Genomic DNA, 23,397 nt, shown 5'->3' on the forward strand with positions numbered 1-23,397 from the left:
CCCCCGCCATGGCGGCCATTCACGGATTGACAGCAACTCAAAGGAAGCCGCCAAGTCTTCGATTTTCAAAAACAATTTCGCGCGAGTCCGGCGCCTCAATATTGACCGAGGTCTGCTGGCCTCGTTCTTGGCCATTTACCAATTCCCTACTTAATAGTTTACAAATCGCTAATTTTCACGTTTACTAATATATGGGTATGGAGGGTGCCTGCGGATCGTACGGCCGGGTGGCCGCAGGTCTGCGAAGGCGAGTGGGCAGGGGTCTGGGTAGCAAGGCAATTTCGCGGATGAAGAAGCTGCGCCCATAGGGCGCGCTACGACGTGCCGTGTCTATGTCTGTCCTTCGGCGGAAGGCAGACGATTTCCCATTCCGAGTTCACTCGCGAGTTTGCCGTCGAGACGTCGGCGGCACGGGTGATGGGAGTGGGTGGCAATGAGTCAAATGGTATCGCGCGTGCCCCGTGAGGGCGTTGGTGCATTCCCCTGGTTTGATGGGCGCCAAAGTCATCCGCTGCCGGACGCTGCAACTGATCGCCCGAATCCACGGATCGATCCGCCCCGGCCCCGCGCTTCCGAAATCCTTTTCGTCGATCCCTCGGTATCCGATCTCGGCACGATCCTGCGAAACCTGAGGCCGGAGGTCGAGGCGATCCAGCTCGACGCCAGGCGCCCGGCCGCGCGCCAGATGGCGCTGGCGCTCGAAGGCCGCGACGGCCTCGACGCGGTGCACGTCATCGCCCACGGCGCGCCTGGCCGCGTGAACTTCGCGGCGGGCGAATGGTCGGCCGAGACGCTCGACGACGACGACGGGGTCGATCTCGCCGCGATCGGCCAGGCGCTGGGCGGATTTGGCGAGCTGCTTTTGTGGAGCTGCAACGCCGGCGCTGGTGCGGCCGGAACGAATTTCATCGACGCGCTGTCGCGCGCGACGGGAACGCCGGTTGCGGCGGCGAACGACCTGGTTGGGTCGCCGGCGCTTGGCGGCGACTGGAAACTGAACATTCAAACAAAGGACGCAGCGGCGCGGCCGCCGCTAACCCGGGGGGGCATCATGAGCTACGCAGCAGTTCTGGCTGTGCCATTGACGTCGACAGGCCAAGGCGAACGGCTCACTGTGTTTGGGCAGTGGGCGGCCGGCACGGCGGCTGGAACGTATTTCATAGTTCTCAATGATGGGGGTACGCTGAATATAATCGGGCAATTTATTGTTCCGACAAATTTCGGCGGGACTTTTGCGATCTCCGAGGCTCTTCCCGCTGGACGGTACATTGTAGGTCCGGGCGCTCCAGGTCCGAATACCATCGCTGTCTACAATGGCAGTTGGAGTTCGACAGGCAAAAATGCCGGGACATGGTCCGTCGGCGATTTCAATCCGGCGATAACGGCATCCCTTAACAACATAGGCGACGCCACCCCCAATCAATCTGGCCGGGGGACAGCAAGATGAAAAGCGCTTGCGAAATCGTCTTCATCGATCCGTCTGTCGCCGACATTCCCACGCTCATTGCAGGGCTAAGGCCGAGCGTCCAGCCGGTGCTTCTCAGCGGCGCAATACCCGCTTCGGAAGAGATCGCACGCGCCTTGCATGGTCGCAAAGGCCTGGATGCCATCCACATTGTCGTCCATGGCCGTTCGGGCGAACTCAGCTTCAGCAACGGCGCGCTTTCGCTCGCCAACATAAACCGTCACGCGGACGATCTCGCGGCGATCGGTGATGCGCTGGGGCCTGACGGAGATCTTTTGCTGTGGGGTTGCAGCACAGGCGAAGGCGCCCGCGGGCAGGCGTTTGTCGCCGCGCTGTCGCGTGCGACCGGCGCGCCGGTAGCGGCGGCGACCGGCCTCGTCGGTGCCGCTGGCCTCGGCGGAAGATGGGAATTGGATACGCAGTCTCCTCGCTCCATGGTCCGGCCGCCGCTGACGGCGGCGGGCATCGCCGGCTATGAGGGAGTGCTGGCTGCAACGATAAATGTCACGAGCGCGGGCATATGGTATCTCTATGGTTCGTGGCCTGCCGGCACGGCCGCCGGCACCTATTTTGTTGTAATTACTAATAGCACTGGCACGCTGACAGTTGTCGGTAGCTTTGACGTTCCTTCTGGCGGGGCGACGGGTAACTACACAGTTCCGGTATTTCTTTCGAACACTGGCACTTACGACGTTGGCGACGCCTCAGCGGGAAACGCGACAGGCAGCAATTTCGATATTAGTGTCTACAAAGCCAGCTTCGACTTCAACAACGGCAACCAGACGGGAATATGGACCCTCACCACTGAACAAACTGGAACAATAAGTACTAGTATGCTCGCGGCTAACGCCACTGGTGCGACCGGCGCCACGGGCGCCACAGGTGCAACCGGCGCTACGGGTTCAACTGGTGCCACAGGTTCGACCGGCGCCACGGGTGCAACTGGCGCCACGGGTTCGACGGGCGCCACAGGTGCGACAGGCGCTACGGGTTCGACCGGCGCCACGGGTTCGACAGGCGCCACGGGTGCAACAGGCGCCACGGGTTCGACCGGCGCCACGGGTGCAACGGGCGCCACGGGTTCGACAGGTGCTACGGGTTCGACCGGCGCCACGGGTTCGACCGGCGCCACGGGTTCGACCGGCGCTACGGGCGCAACTGGTGCGACGGGCGCAACCGGTAATACAGGCGCCACGGGTGCCACAGGCGCAACCGGAGCCACAGGTGCGACTGGAGCAATCGGAGCCACTGGCGCGACCGGCGATACCGGAGCCACAGGCTCGACTGGAGCAACCGGCGCCACTGGTGCGACCGGCGATACCGGAGCCACTGGCTCGACTGGAGCAACCGGTGCCACAGGCGCGACCGGCGATACGGGTGCCACGGGCTCGACCGGAGCAACCGGCGCGACCGGTGCCACGGGTTCGACTGGAGCAACCGGTGCCACCGGCGCCACAGGCTCGACTGGTGCGACCGGCGATACGGGCGCAACAGGCTCGACTGGAGCAACCGGTGCCACAGGTGCAACCGGCGATACAGGCGCAACTGGAGCGACTGGCGCCACCGGTTCGACTGGTGCGACCGGCGATACCGGCGCCACAGGCTCAACCGGAGCCACAGGCGCCACCGGTTCGACTGGTGCGACCGGCGATACCGGCGCCACAGGCTCAACCGGAGCCACAGGCGCAACTGGTGATACAGGCGCCACGGGTTCGACCGGAGCAACCGGCGCCACAGGCGCGACCGGCGATACCGGCGCCACGGGTTCGACTGGAGCAACCGGTGCCACCGGTGCAACTGGCGATACCGGTGCCACGGGCTCGACTGGAGCAACCGGCGCCACAGGTGCGACCGGCGATACGGGCGCCACGGGTTCGACTGGCGCGACTGGTGCCACTGGCGCAACCGGTGATACGGGTGCCACGGGCTCGACTGGAGCAACTGGAGCCACGGGTGCGACCGGCGATACGGGTGCCACGGGCTCGACTGGAGCAACTGGAGCCACGGGTGCCACCGGCGACACCGGCGCTACCGGCTCGACTGGAGCAACTGGAGCCACTGGCGCGACCGGCGATACGGGTGCCACGGGTTCGACCGGCGCAACCGGAGCCACAGGTGCGACCGGCGATACAGGCGCCACAGGCTCGACTGGAGCAACCGGTGCCACGGGTTCGACTGGCGCCACCGGCGCCACAGGCTCGACCGGAGCAACGGGCGCCACAGGCGCGACCGGCGATACAGGCGCCACAGGCTCGACTGGAGCAACCGGTGCCACCGGCGCAACTGGCGATACCGGAGCGACAGGTTCGACTGGCGATACGGGCGCCACGGGTTCGACCGGAGCAACCGGAGCCACAGGCGCGACCGGCGATACAGGCGCCACGGGTGCGACCGGCGATACCGGAGCCACAGGCTCGACTGGAGCAACCGGAGCCACAGGTGCGACCGGCGATACGGGCGCCACAGGCTCGACCGGCGCGACCGGAGCCACGGGCGCAACCGGCGATACGGGCGCCACAGGCTCGACGGGAGCAACCGGAGCCACAGGTGCGACTGGTGATACCGGCGCCACGGGTTCGACCGGCGCCACAGGCGCGACTGGCGATACGGGTGCCACGGGCTCGACGGGAGCAACCGGCGCCACAGGCGCGACCGGCGATACGGGCGCCACAGGCTCGACTGGCGCAACCGGTGCCACAGGTGCCACCGGCGATACAGGCGCCACAGGCTCGACCGGAGCAACCGGAGCCACAGGCGCGACCGGTGATACGGGTGCCACCGGCTCGACCGGAGCAACCGGAGCCACAGGCTCAACCGGCGATACCGGAGCGACAGGTTCTACCGGAGCAACCGGCGCCACAGGCGCGACCGGCGATACCGGCGCAACGGGTTCGACCGGAGCAACCGGAGCCACAGGCGCGACCGGCGATACGGGTGCAACGGGTTCGACCGGAGCAACCGGAGCCACAGGCGCGACCGGCGATACGGGTGCAACGGGTTCGACCGGCGCAACTGGCGCCACTGGCGCGACCGGCGATACCGGAGCGACAGGCTCGACCGGAGCAACCGGTGCCACAGGCGCCACCGGCGATACCGGCGCCACAGGTGCAACTGGCGATACAGGCGCCACGGGCTCGACTGGAGCCACTGGAGCCACAGGTGCGACCGGCGATACCGGCGCTACGGGCTCGACTGGAGCAACCGGTGCCACAGGCGCGACCGGCGATACGGGTGCCACGGGCTCGACTGGCGCAACTGGTGCCACAGGTGCGACCGGCGATACCGGCGCCACGGGTTCGACTGGTGCAACCGGCGCCACAGGTGCGACCGGCGATACTGGCGCCACCGGCTCGACCGGCGCAACCGGTGCCACAGGCGCGACCGGCGATACCGGAGCCACGGGTTCAACCGGAGCTACCGGTGCCACTGGTGCGACTGGCGATACAGGCGCCACAGGCTCGACCGGTGCCACCGGCTCGACCGGAGCTACCGGTGCCACGGGTGCAACCGGCGATACCGGAGCCACAGGTTCGACCGGAGCAACCGGCGCCACGGGTGCCACCGGCGATACGGGTGCCACGGGTTCGACCGGTGCAACCGGCGCCACGGGTGCCACCGGCGATACCGGTGCAACAGGTTCGACCGGCGCAACCGGAGCCACAGGCGCGACCGGCGATACGGGTGCAACGGGTTCGACCGGAGCTACCGGCGCCACAGGCGCAACTGGTGATACGGGCGCCACAGGTTCGACCGGAGCAACCGGTGCCACAGGCGCGACCGGCGATACAGGTGCCACGGGTTCGACTGGCGCCACCGGCGCCACAGGCTCGACTGGAGCAACCGGCGCCACGGGTGCGACCGGCGATACCGGAGCCACAGGCTCGACTGGAGCAACCGGTACCACAGGCGCGACCGGCGATACGGGTGCCACCGGCTCGACCGGAGCAACCGGCGCCACAGGTGCGACCGGCGATACGGGTGCCACCGGCTCGACCGGAGCGACCGGCGCCACGGGTGCGACCGGCGATACGGGTGCCACCGGCTCGACCGGAGCAACCGGAGCCACAGGTGCGACCGGCGATACGGGGGCCACGGGTTCGACCGGCGCCACAGGCGCGACTGGCGATACGGGTGCCACGGGCTCGACGGGAGCAACCGGCGCCACAGGCGCGACCGGCGATACGGGTGCCACAGGCTCGACTGGAGCAACCGGAGCAACCGGCGCGACCGGCGATACCGGCGCAACAGGTTCGACCGGAGCAACCGGCGCCACAGGTGCAACCGGCGATACCGGTGCCACGGGCTCGACTGGAGCAACCGGAGCCACAGGTGCGACTGGCGATACGGGCGCCACAGGCTCGACTGGTGCTACCGGAGCAACCGGTGCGACCGGCGATACCGGCGCCACGGGCTCGACAGGAGCTACTGGCGCGACCGGTGCAACTGGCGATACCGGTGCCACGGGCTCGACGGGAGCGACCGGCGCCACCGGTGCGACTGGCGATACGGGTGCCACAGGCTCGACCGGAGCAACCGGCGCCACAGGTGCAACCGGCGATACCGGTGCCACGGGTTCGACCGGCGCAACCGGAGCCACAGGCGCGACCGGCGATACCGGAGCCACCGGCTCGACCGGAGCAACCGGTGCCACAGGCGCGACCGGCGATACCGGGGCAACAGGTTCGACTGGCGCAACAGGTGCAACTGGCGATACGGGCGCTACTGGCTCGACGGGAGCGACCGGCGCGACTGGCGCGACCGGTGATACCGGCGCCACAGGCTCGACCGGCGCAACCGGAGCCACTGGCGCGACCGGAGCCACAGGTGCGACCGGCGATACCGGAGCCACGGGCTCGACTGGAGCGACCGGCGATACGGGTGCCACCGGTTCGACGGGTGCAACCGGTGCCATAGGCGCGACCGGTGATACCGGCGCCACGGGCTCGACCGGAGCTACAGGAGCCACTGGTGCGACTGGTGATACCGGCGCCACGGGTTCGACTGGAGCAACCGGTGCGACTGGCGCGACCGGCGACACCGGCGCCACGGGTTCGACTGGAGCAACCGGTGCCACAGGTGCGACGGGCGATACCGGTGCCACCGGCTCGACCGGAGCAACCGGAGCCACGGGTGCGACCGGCGATACTGGAGCGACGGGCTCGACCGGAGCAACGGGTGCCACAGGCGCGGCCGGCGATACCGGTGCCACCGGTTCGACCGGAGCAACCGGCGCGACCGGTGATACCGGCGCCACGGGTTCAACCGGAGCAACTGGTTCGACTGGAGCAACTGGCGATACCGGAGCCACAGGTTCGACCGGCGCAACTGGTGCGACCGGTAGTTCCGGCGCTACAGGTTCGACTGGTGCAGCCGGCCCGACCGGCGCAACCGGAGCCACGGGCTCGACCGGCGCAACTGGTGCGACCGGTAGTTCCGGAGCTACGGGCTCAACTGGTGCAACCGGGGCAACGGGCTCGACCGGGGCAACCGGCGCAACTGGTGCGACCGGTGGTACTGGAGCTACTGGCGCGACCGGTGCCACAGGTTCGACCGGACCTAAGGGTGAAACCGGACCGAAGGGCGCGACAGGTGCCACTGGCGCCACGGGCTCAACTGGCTCCACCGGACCGAAGGGCGACACCGGGCCCAAGGGCGCGACAGGTGCGACTGGTGCCACAGGCTCAACTGGCTCGACCGGACCGAAGGGCGATACTGGACCCAAGGGCGCGACAGGTGCCACGGGTGCAACCGGCGCCACGGGCTCGACTGGCTCGACCGGACCGAAGGGCGATACCGGACCCAAGGGCGCCACGGGTGCAACCGGCGCCACGGGCTCGACCGGCTCGACCGGACCGAAGGGCGATACCGGACCTAAGGGCGCGACCGGTGCCACCGGCGCAACCGGCTCGACTGGCTCGACCGGACCGAAGGGCGATACCGGACCCAAGGGTGCCACGGGTGCAACCGGCGCCACGGGCTCAACCGGCTCGACCGGACCGAAGGGCGACACCGGACCCAAGGGCGCCACAGGTGCCACTGGCGCCACGGGCTCAACCGGCTCGACCGGACCGAAGGGCGACACCGGACCCAAGGGTGCCACGGGTGCCACTGGCGCCACGGGCTCAACCGGCTCGACCGGACCGAAGGGCGACACTGGGCCGAAGGGCGCCACGGGTCCGACCGGCCCAACCGGTCCGACTGGACCCTCGAGCGGTCACAACGACTCGATCGCTCCGTCGACCACAACCCTGGCAACGACGACCCAGACGACCACCAAAGTCACGTCCGACTCGCTCGGCTTGAAGGACACCGGGCAATTCCTGCAGTCGGGCTCGACCGGCAATGGCAGCGGCGGCCTACCGTCGCTACACCACCTGATCGGCCTGGCGGCCGGTTCGGTGACGACCGATCTCCTGAATATCCTCAATACGATCAAGGGATTTGGTCACCAACAGAACCAGCCGTCCGGCGCGAGTACGGACCAGACCTTGGATGCGACCAAGCACGGTACCGGCTATGCCAGTACGGACCACACCGCCAAGACGACTTTGAAGGATCTTCTGAAGCCGCATGAGTGAGCAAGAATCCTGGCGAGAGACCACCGAAGGGAAACGCGCGAACGTCGCGGGAGAGCGAGGTTCGCGCGTTAAACATCCCGGGACGCGGATTGGCATGAGAGTCGCGCGGCCGATCAATTCGGAGTACAATGGGGCATGATCGAAACCCTCGGCAGAGGCAGTTCGGCCCGGGCATTGTCGAGTTCGCTCGCCTGCTGGAAGACACGTCCATGGTGAACATCCCCGTGAACGCCGAAATCCAAGCGGTCCCGATCCCCGCCGGTTCCGCGCAAGGCGACGCGGCGGGCGGCGAGAGTGCTATGGCGCGGATCCCTGGCGGTCCGGCCGAATTCGACAAGATCGGGCCACGTCTCAAGGCGATGCTGCGCGCCGCCCGCTATCACGGTGTCGAGCTCGACCCGAACGAATTCAGGGCCGCGAGCGCGGTTCCGGCCGCCGCCGATCTGTCGCAGTGGGCGCAGGACGCCGGCATGTGGTCACGCGCCGTGCGCATCCGCTGGTCCCACCTTCTGCGCTTCCAGGACGCCGGCCCGGTCGTCCTGTTGTTCAACGATGGCGGCGCGGCTCTCCTCACCGGGGCGAGCGCCGAGCGAAACATCGTCTTCCTGAAAAGTGCGGATGCACCCGACGATGGCGAAGCAGTCGCCATCGACGAGCTGCGGCTGTCGCAGGTGTGGACGGGCGAGGCACTGCTGCTGCGCGCCACACGATCCTATGTCGCGGCGGACGCGCCCTTCACCCTTCGCTGGCTCGCCGAACTGGTGCGGCTCGAAAGCCATGCCCTGCGCGATATCACCATCGCCTCGTTCACGCTGAGCGTCCTTACCATCCTGCCGCCGCTCATCGTCATGACGGTGGTCAACAAGGTGCTGCAGTTCAACAGCATCTCGACGCTGGTGCTCTTGTCCGCGGTGATCGCCGTGGTTTTTGCCTACGAGACACTGCTTGGCCATGCCCGGCGGCTGATCATCAATGTCGTCGGCGCTCGTCTGGACACCAAGCTGCAGCTGCACGTCTTCAGCCGGCTGTTACGCCTGCCGCTCGACTATTTCGAGCGTCATCCGGCCGGCGAGACGATGTATCATCTCGCCCAAGTCTATCGCATTCGCGAGTTCTTGACCGGAAAACTCCTCAGCACATTCCTGGATATGATCACGCTGTGCGTGCTGGTGCCAGTCATGTTCTACATCAACGCCGCCCTCGCCTGGATCGTGCTGGCCTGCGCGGTGGTGATCATGCTGATCATTCTCGCCTTCCTCAAGCCGCTGCGCCGCAGATACCAGCGGGTGGTCGACGCCGAGACCTGGAAGTCGGCGGCGCTGGGCGAAACTGTCGTCGGCATCAAGACGGTGAAGGCGCTCGGTCTCGAGCCGCAGCGCAAGGCGCTCTGGGACGAGCGGGTGGCGGAATCCGGAAAGGCGCGCCTTGCCTTCGGACAGCTGGCAAGCTGGCCGCAGACCCTGGTCACGCCGATCGAACGTGTGATGGTGCTCGGCACCATGCTGATCGGCGCCTATCTCGCGATGAACGACCGCACCGGCTACATGGTCGGCGGCTTGTTCGCCTTCATGATGATCGCCCAGCGCGTGGCGCAGCCGCTGGTTGGCCTGGCGCGACTGGTTGAAGACTACGAGGAGGTCGGTGCGGCGATCGGCGAGGCAGCGTCGGTTCTCAACCGGCCGCTGGAGAGCAGTTCGAATTCCACGGGCCTGAGACCCAGGCTGGTCGGCGAGGTCGTGTTCAGCGACCTGACCTTCAGCTATATCGCCACCAAGACACCGGCGCTCGACCGGGTCAGCTTCCACATTCCCGCCGGCAGCATGTTTGGCATTGTTGGGCGCAGCGGGTCGGGAAAATCGACAATCGCCCGCCTCCTGCAAGGGATCAACCGCGACTACAGTGGTTTCCTCAAGCTTGATGGCGTCGACCTCAAGGAAATCAACCTGCGTCATCTGCGCCAAGGGCTTGGTGTGGTGCTGCAGGACAACTTTCTGTTCCGCGGATCGATCCGCGACAACATCATCGCCGGGCGCCCAGGCCTGACGCTCTCCGACGCCATGCGCGCAGCGCATCTCGCCGGCGCTCAGGAATTCATCGAGCGGATGCCGAATGGCTACGACACCTACATCGAGGAAGGTTCGCCCAATTTGTCGGGCGGTCAAAAGCAGCGGCTGGCGATCGCGCGCGCGCTCATCCACGATCCGACCATCCTCATCCTCGACGAAGCGACCAGCGCACTCGACCCGGAGAGCGAGGCGGTTGTCAGCGCCAACCTCATGCGCATCGCCAGCGGGCGCACGATGATCATCGTTTCGCACCGGCTCTCCTCGCTGACCGAGTGTGACAACATACTGGTCATGGATCAGGGCAAGGTCCTCGACGTCGCGCCGCATGCGACCCTGCTCGAACGATGCGCGCTCTATCGCCAATTGTGGTCGCAGCAGAACCGGCACCTCGACGGCCGCCACGGCCGCCCGGTCGCCGTCCCGCCGCGGTTGGTTTGATCATGTCGCGCGCCTCATATTCGCATCAGGTCGGGTAACCCATGAGCAGCACCTCTCTCACCGCCCTTCCCGCTCGATGGCACCGGATGGAAACGAGGGATCCGACGACGCCGGCCATACTCGAGTTCCAGTGGCCGTCGACGGCTGTCGCCAATGCGCCTATTCCGCGGGCGGCTCGCGGCATCGTCTGGATCGTCTCCAGCCTGGTCATCGCGCTGATCGCCCTGGCGGGGCTGATACCGGTCGATCAGGTCGTAACGACCAGAGGGCTGGTTGTATCGCAATCCCCCAACATCGTCGTGCAACCGCTGGAGACAGCGATTGTCCGCTCGATCGAGGTGCGGGAAGGACAGCGCGTCCAGGCAGGCCAATTGCTTGCCCGCCTCGATGCGACCTTTACCTCAGCCGACCAAGCGGCACTGGCCATGCAGGTCTCGACGCTTGAAGCGGAGGTGGCGCGGTTGAAGGCCGAGGCCAGCGGCCAGACGTTCACCTACAACGGCCTCGACCCGAGTTGGACCCTGCAGGTGTCGATATTCGAGCAACGCAAGGCGGTCTACGACGCCAAGGTGGAGAATTTCGAACGCCAGCGTGACGAACTCAGCTCGGTGATTTCGCGATCGCAATCGGATGCCGACGGCTACCGCCAGCGGCTCACGGTCGCCGACTCGATCGAGCAGATGCGCAGGCAGCTCGAGGCAAGGCAGGTAGGGAGCCGCCTCAACACGCTCCTGGCCGAGGACAACCGGGCGGAAATGTCTCGCGCGCTGGGCAATGCCGAACAGACCGCGGAAGCCGCCAAACGCCAACAGGCAGCGGTGGCCGCCGAGCGCGACGGCTACATTCAGGGCTGGCGCGCTGAAGTCTCGCAGAGCCTGTCGGAGGCGAGTTCGCGGATCTCGGACGCCCGCGAACTTCTCAACAAGGCAAAGCTTCGAAACCAGTTGGTCGAGTTGAAGAGCCAATCAGACGCCATCGTTCAATCGGTGGCAAAAGTCTCCGTCGGCTCGGTCATGCAGTCAGGGGAGCGCTTTATCACGCTGGTGCCGGCCGACGCGCCGCTCGAGATCGAGACAAACATCGTTGGCAGGAGCAGCGGCTTTGTGCATGTCGGCGACCAGGTGATCATCAAGTTCGACACCTTCCCCTATTCGCAATACGGCCTCGCCCATGGAACTGTGCGGGCACTCAGCCCAGATTCCTTCTCGGCACAGGAGCAAGCGCGCGATCCGAACAGTTCCCTGGCCATGCTGCCTTCCGACGCCGAGCCCTTCTATCGCACGCGGATCTCCATCGACCAGGTCGCCCTCCACGGCGTGCCCGCCGGTTTCGCCGTCAGCCCCGGCATGCCGGTGACCGCCGACGTCAAGGTCGGCCGGCGCACGATACTCAAGTACATTCTCGGTGTGATGCTCCCAATCGGCCAGGAGGCGATGCGGGAGCCATAGAGTACCGGAGGGATAAAAGGCTCGGATCGATGACAATCCTGGATCGGCTGACTGGTCTGGCCTTCCCGGCGGCGGTGTTGCGTCGGGCGATCCAGCTTGCTGACAGCGGCAAGGCCGCTGAAGCCTTTCCGCTTATGGCGAAAGCGGCACGCGCGGGGATCGTCGACGCCGAGTACCGGGTCGCGCGTTGCTATCTGGAAGGCGCCGGTGTGCCACCGAGCCGCATGGAAGGCGCGCGATGGCTGCTGCGGGCGGCCAACCACGGGAGTGCGGATGCGCAGGCGCTCCTCGCCGCTCTCTACGTCACCGGGCTGGTGACGGCGGAAGCCGACGGCAAGGGACCCTCGGAGCACTTGTTCAAACCTGATTCCCCGGGAAAACCAGACTTCGCTGCCGCTTTCGACTTTGCCACCAAGGCGGCCGAGGCAGGCTCGGCCACGGGACAGGCGATCCTCGGTTATATCCTTACCAGCGGCCCCACATCGATGCGCGATGCCGATGCGGCACACCGCTGGTACGAGAAGTCGGCTTCCGCCGGCTGCGCCGAAGGATGTCTCGGCCTTGCCCTGTCGCTCGCCCGCCGCGGCAAACGCGAAAACAGAGTTCGGATTGCGGAAGAGGTAAGGCGGGCAGCCGACGCCGGCCTGCCGACCGCGACCTATCTTCTTGCGGTCCTCACCGAGCACGGGCTCGGCGTCGCATGCGACAAGGCAGCAGCCGCTCAACTGTATCAGGCTGCTGCAGAGAAGGGCCTGCCCTCTGCCCAGTTCCGGTTGGGATTGGCACTGATCGACGGTGCACTCGTCGGCCAGGATGTCGCTGCCGGGGAGGCATGGATGCGGCGTGCCGCCTTGGCCGGCAATATCGAGGCAGCCTATCTCCTGGGCGATCGCTATGTGAAGACACAGCGGCCCGATTTTGCAGAAGCCGCGAACTGGTATCGGCGGGCAGCCGAAGCGGGCCACCAAGCCGCCGCCCGCGCTTTGGCCTCGCTCTATTTGACGGGAAATGGTGTGGCTGAGGATGTCGAGGAAGGAGCACGCTGGCTGCGCTCTTCCGCAAATGGCGGCAATCAGCAGGCACAGACCGACCTCGCCAATCTTATCCTCGGAGGGGCCGGCGAGCCGGACGACGGTGCAAGCGTTGCCGGATGGTTCGAGGCGGCCGCATCATCGGGCGACCTCATCGCGGCATTCAACCTTGGGCTCTGCTTCGCCAAGGGCGTCGGTGTTCGCCAGGACGAGGGGCAAGCGGCACACTGGCTGCGGCGCGCGGCCGAAGGCGTCGCCGAGGCGCAATATATGTATGCCCGCCTCCTCCAGGATGGACGCGGCGTGGCGGCCGACCCAACTCAGGCCCGCGTATGGTTTGCGCGGGCGGCCGACGCCGGCGTGCTCGACGCACGCGTGGCGCTCGCCGAGATGCTACTCAATGGGCGCGGCGGCACGCCCGAGCCCGAGGCTGCAATGCAGCTGTTTGAACAGGCCGCCGCCAACGGTCACGCCGGGGCGATGTTTGCGATTGGCGCGCTGTACGGAGCCGGCCACGGCCTGCCGGTCGACCAGACAAAGGCGCAAAAATGGTACGCTGCCGCTGCCGGACGTGGGCATAGCCATGCCCAATTCATGCTTGGACGTTATCTCTTGAAAGGCCTCGGCGGGGAGCGCGACCCGGTTACCGCTCGCCTTTGGCTCGAGCGCGCGGCCGCGCACGGCATCAGTGAAGCCGCCGACGAACTGGGGGCTGCGGGCGGATCCAACTAGTGCTGCTGTGGCTGTTAGAGTGAAGCGGCGCCAAGAAGGCTGGAGGACCGTTGGAAATCCGCTGACCGACTGGCTGCGACATGAGCCATATGCTCGTTTAACAGGGGAATTAAAGGTCCGCCCCCCCAATCTGGAACCGCAATCACCCACCCTTCGAAGTCACCAATGTTCCAGACCAAACGATCGAAAGTCGCATGCATCGAACGGCATCCGGTCTAGGACCTTACAATCGCCCCGAGGACCACAAATCGCGTGTTCACCGGTCAGAGCCTGAAGTAGCAGAAACTAAGATTCGGCAAGCACGTTACTGCCGGTCTAACGCCACGGCAGGTAGGATTTGTCAGAATTTAGGAAGTTCCAGTGTCGGCGATGTCTCGGTGCTGACAAGGTCTTCAATTGCGAGAATGGCTGACCTCTAACGGCCCAGCGGTTGCCTGGATAGCGAAACCAGCTCATCCTCATCGACAATGCCTGCCATGTAGTTGCCTATGATTCTGGAGGCGATTGCGTCACGCTCATCGGGTGATTGATGTTCGAGCTTCAGCTGCTCGAACACCCGACCCAGCAGAGCCATTTCGGCTGGCTTAAAGATACCGGCCTCAGTTGCCTTTCGCCGAATTGGCATGATTGTCCTCCGAGGAATCCTGCAAAGAGGCGTGCCGCAGATCTCGCCACGCAGGTGTTTCACTAGAAATTTATCTCACTTTCATCGCTTCTTCTGCTTCGGCGTGATCTCCTCGACCCGCACCTTTACGCGTCCTGAATCATCGCCTGCTCGAGCGCCTCGGCAGGACGATGGAGGGCACCTACCTGCCGCACGGATCAACCTTTAGAGATCGCTAATGTTCCGCACACACATGATATTGAGAACGGCCTCGGCTGAGCGATACAAAATCGACGTTTCACCATTGCTTTCTGAGGAGTTTGCGATGGATAGCGTCATGCACGACAGCAAGGTCAATCCTTGCGTTGAAGTGGTCGAAGCGGGAGAATGGTTCGTCGTGTGGTCGATGGCGATGAAGAACTAACCCGAGCATTCGAAATAGAGTCGTTCGCCCCGGCGTCGTATGAAGTCGCTCGTGACGCCAGACACTGCCAAGAGAATGGCAACCCGAAGATCACCTAGCAGCCGCCACCATGGCGCTACACAAGGTTGGGGAAGGACTGGACGCACCGGCCAACGTGATTGAGGTCACTCCGGCAGTTGCAGCGCCGGGGGGCAGACGGTGAGGTCAGGACTAAAGTCTTGGCTGCTAACGGCGAAGGTCTGACGTTACCACTTTAGTTCCGCAAATGTCCGTTGGACGTTCCATTACTTTAGCTAATCGTGATATTAGCCATTTGGTACCGTTCACACCTTGGCACTACCCGGCCGGTGTGTTGACAGCCCGAATCCGGCACGGCCCCCTGGACCTTTGCGCATTAAACATCCGACTTCAGTCCTAAGCTCTAGAGCTTTCACAGGTGATTGTGGCGCCAGTAGTATAGCGCGTCGTCGGTGAGGATTCCGGTATGAAGGATGACCAGGGCCAAATACCACGGCCCTCCGGCATTAGCGAAGCGGCGGGCGTCGTTTTGTCGTTATGGCATGTGTACAACGAACCGGGCGATTATACGCCGTGACGCCGTGGATCGCAGTTGTGCTGATTTTCAGCGCGTTGCTGTTTCTAGCCAGGCGGCGCACTTCGCCCTCGCGAAGCAGGATGTGGGTATCCAAGCCCATCCAACCCGAAAAGGCTTTTACAGCAGCATATGCTGTCATTGAAGCTGCGTTCAAGCTTGTACACGAGGGAACGACCCTCTTGGATCTGAACGACACGATCATTCTAGCGGCTGACAACTTGGGACTACAATCAGCCAAACTATCGTGGATGGTGGCCATCATGGCCCTAGAGCAGGCGCATCCAGGCTTTCGCAATGGCTATCGTTTCGAATCGATGAGGCTTATCGCCTTTATGGAGTTCAAAAGGCATCTGCAAAGCAACTGCCACGACTTTGGGCGTGAAGCGAGTTCGAAGGTGGTAGAGACGGCAGTAAGCGAAGTGGCGGCATGCACCGGCGCCTTTGACCATACGTCTGCTCGGCTCATAGCAAATCATCCCCACCCTCTAAATCCGATTTTCGCGGAGATCGAGCGCAGCTACAAGTTCGCGGCCATCACAGCATCTGTCATCACGAACGATGAGGCGCGCCTGGATGCGGCCTACGGGCCGGTATTTCGCAACGCCTTCCAAGAATGTCGAGCCGCTGGATAGCAGATCCTAGCCGGCAGCTCACCAGCGCGCGTCTCTGCCGCGCTGCCATCCTACGCCACCGACGTGTCCCGCGCGTCATGGCGCCGCCTGTAGCCAGCGAGAGTCATCGGCATCGGGAAGGACGCCATCTCGGTCGCCGATGCCGCCAAGCCCTCGCCGACCCGTCGCATGCAGCCACGAGCGCCAGCGGTAACGACATACCTGACAACACCGACAGCCTCGTCTCTCCTGGCTTCGCCTATCGCCCTTCGGCAACCGTTCGTCGCTTGTCCAACCCCGCCTTTTGCACGCCATTGTACGCCAAGGCTCTACACAGCTCAGAGGACGCTTTACATACACGCACAGCCACGTTTCGGTGCCCATCAGATTGCGGAAAGGCGATCGAGGCCGGCAACGGGTCATTGGCTTAGGCACATTAGCGACGGCGCAATGTGCCGAACTTACGCTATCGCCGTGGTCCCCGTCACTCCCACTCAATTGTTTTTGGCCCAGCTAGGTCATTGATCTAGCTGGGCTTTTTCTTTTTTGCCGCGCCGAAAACCGACGCATGGTCCGTCAAAAAGTTACGCTTTTGATTTTAAAGGGAAATTCGCCGCCAAAAATATTTTGAGGTTTCAGCATCAATCGGAGTCAATCGCGCTTTTCGGTCGACTTCAGGTGCCGATATGTCCTCGCCGCCAGAAACTGAAAAGTACCGTCACGCAAAATTCAAGTTCGCAAGTCTACAAGAGAGGGATGTCATGAGGGGGCACTCAGCCACCACTCGTCCGGTTACGGTGGACCGGATCGGGCGGGCACTTGACCGTGTTGCAGAGATCATCGTTGCCCGCGGTGACCAAGGCGAGGCTTGGCTTCCGCTTTATGATTACCTGGAACGGGCGATGCGGGATCTTCAGGCGAAGGAGGAACGCCTCGCCGAAGTGCGCGAGCGTGTCAAACGATTGCGGGCTAAAGCACGTACTTCATAGATTCTTCTCACCACATCGCCACGATCCAGCGGATTTTCGTCTATGCTCACCAGCGCAATAGACGTGAAGACCTTCTCGTGATTCAGTTGGCTGGGATCGGTCTGCAACATAAAATATTGTTTTTATTTACTTTTTCTGTCCGCAACTCTCGATTTGTATCACAATAGGTATCACAATATGTAGCACATTCCCGTGTCGCTTGTTGCGGTTCGGCTGGTGAGCGACGTCGAGATTCGCGCAGCCGTTCGGAACCTCGTTCCGGAATGACTGCAATGGGGCCGCGAGCGGACTGGCAACTTTACGAAGGAATAGTCCCGATTCCGCCAATGAGGCCATTCACCTGCCCTTGCGCCGGTCCGCGGCTGCGGCCGCCCTGTTGGTGCTGTTTTCTCCGGGAAACGACATCCGGCGATGCGAGGCCGACCATTGTGGCGGCTTCTTCATCGATGACAGTCGCTCGAAACCGCGGCGCTGGTGTTCGATGGATGGTTGCGGCAATCGCGCCAAGGCAGCGCGCTATCGACTGGCACACCGAAAATCCATTGCGTAGGATCCCCCTAGCAAATGCAATGGTGGTGACCTCGCAGCCAGAAGAAACGCTGTCGTGCAGAACCAACAAAACGACCTTTTCAGCCAACCAAACAGTCGTCTCCCAGTCACCTCGGCTCGAACCTTAGCTAGGTCCTGTCGACAGATGTGAGGCCCATACAACCACTATGCGTTTGGCCGGGAGCAAATGGTTCGGTTCTGGAACGAACTTGCCGGAAAGCTGCCACTCCGCTGACGACCGCTTGCGGACATTGCTAAGTATTCAATCGCTAGAAGATATCAGGCCCTGGACCAGGCCACTCAAACCGCAGCATAGAACATTGTCAGCTCGCCACCGCCGATCGCTTGAAAACGATGGTGACCCTGGTCCCTTCAGTGGCGCTGGATTTGACTTCGAATTGCGCTTTGGCGTTCTCGGTCAAGGAGCGCGCGATGAGAGCACCGAGCTTGCCGGGCTTCGGCCATGTCTCGCCCGCCGGCAAACCAACTCCGTCATCGGCGATAGTGATACGGCATCCGTCGCCATCGACCACGCTGTGAAGCGTTATCGTGCCGCCTTCTCGTCCCTTGAAGCCGTGTTTGAGCGCATTGGTCAGCAGTTCATTCACAACCAACCCAGTCGGCATCGCAACGTTGATCGACACCGGATAGGTATCAACCTTCATGTCCAGGCGGATGCCTTCGACCGCATGCGAAGCCATTACCGCGGATGCTATCTGACTGAGATAGATGCCAAGATCGACCTCATCGTTCTGCTCGTCGTTCGACAGCGCCTGGTAGAGTATCGCAAGAGCATCGACGCGCCCTGCCAACCTCTCGAACCGTTTCTGGTCGGGCTCCGCCGCATTGCGGGTCTCCAGCCGGATGAGTGCGGTGATCATTTGGAGATTGTTTTTTACCCGATGCTGCAGCTCCCGCAGCAAGGTATCCTTTTCGCGAACACGCTCCTCGACTGAGGGCGCGTCTTCACCGTGAAAGGATACGTCCACCAAGGCAACCAGTCGGAAACACGTTCTTCCGTCGTCGTCCACTATCAAATTTGAGTAGGCGTCGACGACTGCTGGTCCGTCGACGCCGCGCTCCAGGCGGAAAGTACCCACGAAATCAGTTTCATTGACAACGCACTCGGCCAGCGCCTTGTCCTTCTGCTCACGGATTCCGGTCCCGGCAAGCGCCGTCCACTTTTTCCGTGCCAGACTGGCAGCCTTCAGGCCAGAGAGTTTTTCGAATTCAGGGTTGGCGTAGACGACGCGCTCCGTTTCCACCAGGTCTGAAACAGCGATCGCAATAGGCACCTGATCGAGGAATTTCTTGAATTGTTCGCTCTCCAGCGCGGTGGCGAGGTCGGGCGTATCGAGCAGCTGCTCCACTGCCTCGGGCTTGCCTGTATCCGATGTCATTTTACGCCTACGCTGTAACGAAAGATCATCAGTATCAGTGATGGAGCAGATAGGCCACCATTGCAGAGGTCAGTAGGCCGGGACCAGCCTCGTGTCGCGTAGTGGCAAGGCCATTGCGAACCGCAGACCATCAGGATGATAGTTCAACTCGACCTCGGCTTGGCACTGCACAGCGACGACTTTCTCCAGCAACGTCGTACCGAAACCGCGGCGTCTTGGCTGCTCAACCTTCGGCCCGCCCTTTTCAAGCCAATCCAGATTGAGCATTCGCTCGTCTTGCGACTTGCTCACCGACCACCGGACTTCGAGACGCCCGGTGGGGCGGGACAACGCCCCGTATTTCGATGAGTTGGACGCGAGTTCATGAAAGGCCATCCCGATCGGGATCGCGATATCGGCGACCAGCGCGACGTTCGGCCCTTCGAGCGTCACACGCGACTTGTCGGTCGTATCGTAGTGGCGCAGTTCCGATTCCAGCAACTTGTGCAACGAAGCCATCTGCCAATAGTCATCGGTGAGCATCGAGTGCGTGTCGGCGAGAGAGACTATTCTGGCGGAGAAATCGCGCACGAAATCATCCACGCTGCCACTTGATTTGGCGGTCGCACCCATCATCGCTCGGACATTCGCCAGCGTATTTTTGACGCGATGATGCAGCTCCCTGATCAGCAGTTTCTGCCGGTCCGCGACCTCTTGCTTCTGTTCAATGTATGACTTGACCTCAAGCTGACGGGCGCGGGCACGCAGGGCCGAGCGCACAGAATTTGCCAGGCTCGACGCCAGGAATGGTCTCTCGAGAACGATCAGATAGCGGTCCAGAAAGGCGAGGCGTTTGTCGATCTCCGTTCCCCGCATCGTCAGCAACACGATCGGAAAATCGGACCACGCCGGTTGATGATTGAGCCAGGATGCAAACTGATTTCGATCAGAGCTGATCAAGGCTTCTTCGGTAACCAAAAAGCACTGGGCTTGGTCCAACAGCGGAACTGCTTCGTCGAGCGTGGAGCAGATGTGGGACTTGATGCCGTTTTCCGTGAGGATTGCCGACGCGACCTTCGCGTCGCGCCCGACTGGTGCCAATACGAGCACGCTGCGGTCTGAAGGCATCATGATGCCTTGTCTTGCAGCAGGTTGCCTTGCTTACCCTCGTAGGTTGGCACGCCAGTTAGTATCCCCCGGAATTCCTCCAATGGTTCACCGACGGCCAGGCCGGTTGCGCTTATCTTGAATTCGCGAATGGTGTCCTCATGCGGCCCGACGCGTTTCTTGACCACGGAAATAGCCCGTCTCAGACGGCCGCCACTTTCGAAGAAGCGCAGGAGCATTACGGAATCGCAGAGATAAGTCATGTCGACGGAGGCTGACATTTGCCCGATCAGCCCATGATTGGCCAACAGCAGGATCGTCACAACGCCCTTTTGATTGAGATATGTCAGGATCTCGTGCATCTGCAGCACAAGATGCTGCTCCTCCGACATGGCATTGAGATACCCAGTCAGGCTGTCGATGACGACGATCCTTGCATTCGAGCGCTCCACAGCAGACTGGATGCGCGACGACAATTCACCAGGCGACAATTCTGCAGGATCCACCTGTTCCAGCAGCAAGCTTCCATTGTCGGCGAATGGCCCCAGATCCATGCCGAGGCCAGACGCGCGCGCCAGGAAAATCCGCTTGGTTTCATCAAACAAAAGCACCAGCACATGTTCGCCGCGCTTGAGAGCCGCATGGCAATAGCTGCATGCGATGGTCGACTTGCCGACACCAGAAGGTCCAATCAGGAGAGTGCTGGTGCCGCGGTCCAGCCCGCCACCCACAAGCGTGTCGACAGATCCATTACCGATTGCCGGCGTTCCATGCTCGGCCATCTCGTGTTCGGAGGCAACCAAGCGCGGAAACACCATCACGCCGCCCGGTCGAATGACGAAGTCGTGGAAGCCGCCGCGAATTTGAACGCCGCGCATTTTGATGATGCGCAGCCGCCGGCGCTCTCCGCCATAGATCGGCGAAAGCTGTTCCATCCGGATGACGCCATGACTGATCGAATGCAGGTTTAGATCGTCATGTTCAGCGGTGAGATCGTCAAGCAGAAGCACGGTCGCATTGTTGAGCAGGAAGAAGCTTTTCAAAGCCAGGACCTGCCGCCGATAGCGTAACGAGCCCTGCGACAAGAGGCGAATTTCCGACAGGGAATCGAACACCACGCGATCTGGCTTCATGCGCTCGATCTCGGCGAGCGCCGACTGCACGGTCTCACCGAGCTCCAGATCGGACGAATGAACCAGAGTCTGTAACTGCGATGGGTCGAGGCTCAACTCCGGTGGTACCAGCTCGAGGATTTCGATCCCGTCAAGAGAAAATCCATGCCGTTCCGCTACCGAGTGCAGTTCACGCTTGCTCTCGGACAGCGTTATATAGAGGCATTTCTCGCCATCAGCCGCACCTTTAATCAGAAACTGCAGACCAAGTGTGGTCTTACCTGAACCAGGCCTGCCCTCTACAAGATGTGAACGGAATTTTGCGTATCCGCCTCGCAGGACATAGTCGAGGCCTTCCACGCCAGATGATATTGGTGAAGCGTCGTCTTGATCCACGTTGTCCCCGCATGCCTGTCGTGCCCCCCTTAACGGATAGCATTTTCAATGGTTCCCTCTTGGAAAAGAGAGGGTGACGGCCATCCCCCGCGGGGCTGTCGCGCAGCGCGGCTGAAGATTCTTACGGTCTCAGCGCGGCGATGGCCGTGGGAACCTCGTACTCGCGAGGCCGTTGTGCCTCACCAATGAGGTCCCGGCGCTTGAGCGAACCAGTCCCAGATATCGAGCGCCGGCCCCTAGGGAGTTCTGTAGGGCCATCGCCGAACAGCAGTGCTTCCGCGCAAGTCAAGAACAGGCTCATTGCGGGGATACTCGTCGCATGCCTCGTTCTCGGCTTCGGGGTGCTCGCCGAGGAAGTCCTGGAGGGCGACACAACCAAGTTTGACCTTGCCATTATGTCGGCTCTTCGCGCGGCCGATCCGGCTTCTCCGATAGGTCCGCCATGGCTTCAGGAAGCAGCCAGGGATGTGACCTCAGTCGGCAGCGTGGTGTTTCTTAGCTTCGTGTTGCTGGCAGGAGTTGTCTATCTTCTTCTCATCCACAAGCGGGCTCTCGCCATCTGGATGGCGGTGGCGGTGGTTGGCGGCGAACTGCTCGGCACAATCCTAAAGCTGAGCTTCAACCGGCCCAGGCCGGAGATCCCTCATGTCACGCGAGTATTCACGGCAAGCTTCCCGAGTGGACATGCAATGCTTTCGGCTATCGCGTTCCTGACCGTGGGCGCACTCCTTTCACACGCAAATCAGGAGCTGCGTCTCAAAGCGTATTTCATGTCGATCGCCGTGTTTCTGACGGTGGCCGTTGGGATAAGCCGGGTCTATCTCGCGGTCCACTATCCCACGGATGTCTTGGCCGGGTGGTGCATTGGTTCTGGCTGGGCGATCCTGTGTTGGACAGTCGCGTTATGGTTCCAGGAAAGGCCCAAACGGGGGCCGGAAACTTGAAGGTTCTGACCCTCATCAACAAAAATGCCGGCGCTGCGGCACGCAAGGGCGACATAGAGAGAGCCGTACGGGATGGGTTCGCCGAACGTGGCATTGAGGCGGATGTGCGATTGGTGGACGGACGAGAGGTTGGAGAGCTAGCTCGGCGCTTTGTTAGCGAAAACAAGTCGAGGTCCGGTCGTGGATCAATATTGGTCGTGGGCGGTGGCGACGGCACCCTCAGCAGCGCGGCCTCGGCGTTGGTGGGGACTGATCTGTTGCTCGGTGTTCTTCCGCTCGGCACATTAAACCACTTTGCCCGGGATTTGGGTGTGCCGCTCGACCTCACAGCGGCGATCGATACAATCGCGACAGGTAAGCCTCTCGCAGTCGATGTCGCCGAGGTCAACGGCCGCGTCTTTCTTAACAACTCATCGATTGGGATCTATCCCTTCTTTGTTGCAAAGCGTTCAGCCGAGCAGCGGCGCCGCGGGTTCGGCAAGCTCGCCGCCATCGGACCCGCTCTCATGAGAACGTTGAGATCCGCCTCGTGGCAGGCTGTCCACGTCGCTGCTCAGGGCACCCGCGAAAGACTGCGGACGCCCTGTGTGTTTGTTGGCAACAATTTCTACGACATCGCTGATCTTGGCCGCCGCCGCAGCCTGTCGTCAAAAGAGCTGTGCGTTTACGTCGTCAAGCAGCAGTCCTGGTTTGGACTGGCATTGCTTCCGTTCAAAATCGCGTTTGGCATGATCGACTCCACACGAGATCTTGAAATCTATCGGGCTAGTTCACTCCAAATCACATCGCATCGCCACGCCATGCTGGTTTCTCTGGACGGCGAAGCCGTCAGTATCGACACGCCCCTGAACTTTCAGATTCGACCGGCGGCCTTGCAGGTCCTTGCACCTGCCAAAATGACCAGAACCGGCGACCGTAGCTGAAAGCGG

14 protein-coding genes are annotated in these 23,397 nt (G+C 62.7%); 10 read left to right on the forward strand and 4 right to left on the reverse strand.

Annotation, left to right across the window (positions count from 1 at the left end; translation table 11 throughout):
• The first annotated feature begins 442 nt into the window (after positions 1-442).
• The 5 genes from JN279_RS32305 (at position 443) to JN279_RS32325 (ending at position 13,758) form a co-directional block, all read left to right on the forward strand.
• Positions 443-1,447 carry a DUF4347 domain-containing protein gene (locus JN279_RS32305; protein ID WP_202351206.1) on the forward strand — a complete coding sequence of 335 codons (1,005 nt, stop codon included), beginning with the start codon at positions 443-445 and terminating at the stop codon, positions 1,445-1,447.
• Positions 1,444-8,043, forward strand: a complete 6,600-nt coding sequence (locus JN279_RS32310) for a DUF4347 domain-containing protein (protein WP_202351207.1) — start codon at positions 1,444-1,446, stop codon at positions 8,041-8,043. Before JN279_RS32305 ends, JN279_RS32310 begins: the two co-directional genes overlap by 4 nt.
• Before the next feature lie 209 nt (positions 8,044-8,252).
• Positions 8,253-10,547 (forward strand): peptidase domain-containing ABC transporter, encoded by a 2,295-nt coding sequence (locus tag JN279_RS32315; protein WP_244734221.1) that lies wholly within the window; start codon positions 8,253-8,255, stop codon positions 10,545-10,547.
• Between the two features lie 41 nt (positions 10,548-10,588).
• Positions 10,589-11,995 carry an HlyD family type I secretion periplasmic adaptor subunit gene (locus JN279_RS32320; RefSeq protein WP_096454848.1) on the forward strand — a complete coding sequence of 469 codons (1,407 nt, stop codon included), beginning with the start codon at positions 10,589-10,591 and terminating at the stop codon, positions 11,993-11,995.
• Positions 11,996-12,024: 29 nt separating this feature from the next.
• A complete protein-coding gene (locus tag JN279_RS32325) occupies positions 12,025-13,758 on the forward strand; it encodes a tetratricopeptide repeat protein (protein ID WP_202351208.1) in 1,734 nt (577 codons plus the stop codon).
• Positions 13,759-14,173: 415 nt separating this feature from the next.
• Here JN279_RS32325 and JN279_RS32330 read toward each other — a convergent pair whose 3' ends face one another.
• The gene (locus tag JN279_RS32330; protein ID WP_202351209.1) at positions 14,174-14,383 is read right to left on the reverse strand and encodes a hypothetical protein; all 210 of its coding nucleotides are present in this window, start codon (positions 14,381-14,383) and stop codon (positions 14,174-14,176) included.
• 994 nt (positions 14,384-15,377) lie between these two features.
• Here JN279_RS32330 and JN279_RS32340 point away from each other — a divergent pair.
• The 3 genes from JN279_RS32340 (at position 15,378) to JN279_RS32350 (ending at position 17,531) form a co-directional block, all read left to right on the forward strand.
• Complete coding sequence (locus JN279_RS32340) at positions 15,378-16,013, forward strand: hypothetical protein (RefSeq protein ID WP_202351210.1); 636 nt, start codon at positions 15,378-15,380, stop codon at positions 16,011-16,013.
• Between the two features lie 665 nt (positions 16,014-16,678).
• Complete coding sequence (locus JN279_RS32345) at positions 16,679-16,981, forward strand: hypothetical protein (RefSeq protein ID WP_244734223.1); 303 nt, start codon at positions 16,679-16,681, stop codon at positions 16,979-16,981.
• A 379-nt stretch (positions 16,982-17,360) separates the two neighbouring features.
• Positions 17,361-17,531 (forward strand): CGNR zinc finger domain-containing protein, encoded by a 171-nt coding sequence (locus JN279_RS32350; protein ID WP_244734790.1) that lies wholly within the window; start codon positions 17,361-17,363, stop codon positions 17,529-17,531.
• Between the two features lie 322 nt (positions 17,532-17,853).
• Here the strand turns inward: JN279_RS32350 and JN279_RS32355 are convergent, their stop codons facing one another.
• The 3 genes from JN279_RS32355 to JN279_RS32365 form a co-directional block, all read right to left on the reverse strand.
• Positions 17,854-18,930 (reverse strand): histidine kinase dimerization/phosphoacceptor domain -containing protein, encoded by a 1,077-nt coding sequence (locus JN279_RS32355; RefSeq protein WP_202351211.1) that lies wholly within the window; start codon positions 18,928-18,930, stop codon positions 17,854-17,856.
• Positions 18,931-18,999: 69 nt separating this feature from the next.
• Complete coding sequence (locus JN279_RS32360; protein WP_096454836.1) at positions 19,000-20,040, reverse strand: sensor histidine kinase; 1,041 nt, start codon at positions 20,038-20,040, stop codon at positions 19,000-19,002.
• On the reverse strand, positions 20,037-21,524 hold the full coding sequence (locus JN279_RS32365; protein WP_096454834.1) for an ATPase domain-containing protein: 1,488 nt from the start codon (positions 21,522-21,524) through the stop codon (positions 20,037-20,039). Before JN279_RS32365 ends, JN279_RS32360 begins: the two co-directional genes overlap by 4 nt.
• 200 nt (positions 21,525-21,724) lie before the next feature.
• Between JN279_RS32365 and JN279_RS32370 the strand changes: the two genes are divergently transcribed.
• Positions 21,725-22,468: a phosphatase PAP2 family protein gene (locus tag JN279_RS32370; protein WP_244734224.1), complete on the forward strand. Its 744-nt coding sequence runs from the start codon at positions 21,725-21,727 to the stop codon at positions 22,466-22,468.
• On the forward strand, positions 22,465-23,391 hold the full coding sequence (locus JN279_RS32375; protein ID WP_202351212.1) for a diacylglycerol/lipid kinase family protein: 927 nt from the start codon (positions 22,465-22,467) through the stop codon (positions 23,389-23,391). The genes JN279_RS32370 and JN279_RS32375 overlap by 4 nt, the downstream gene beginning before the upstream one ends.
• Positions 23,392-23,397 lie beyond the last annotated feature (6 nt).

This window comes from Mesorhizobium sp. 113-1-2 (assembly GCF_016756475.1).
Classification (GTDB): Bacteria; Pseudomonadota; Alphaproteobacteria; order Rhizobiales; family Rhizobiaceae; genus Mesorhizobium; species Mesorhizobium loti_C.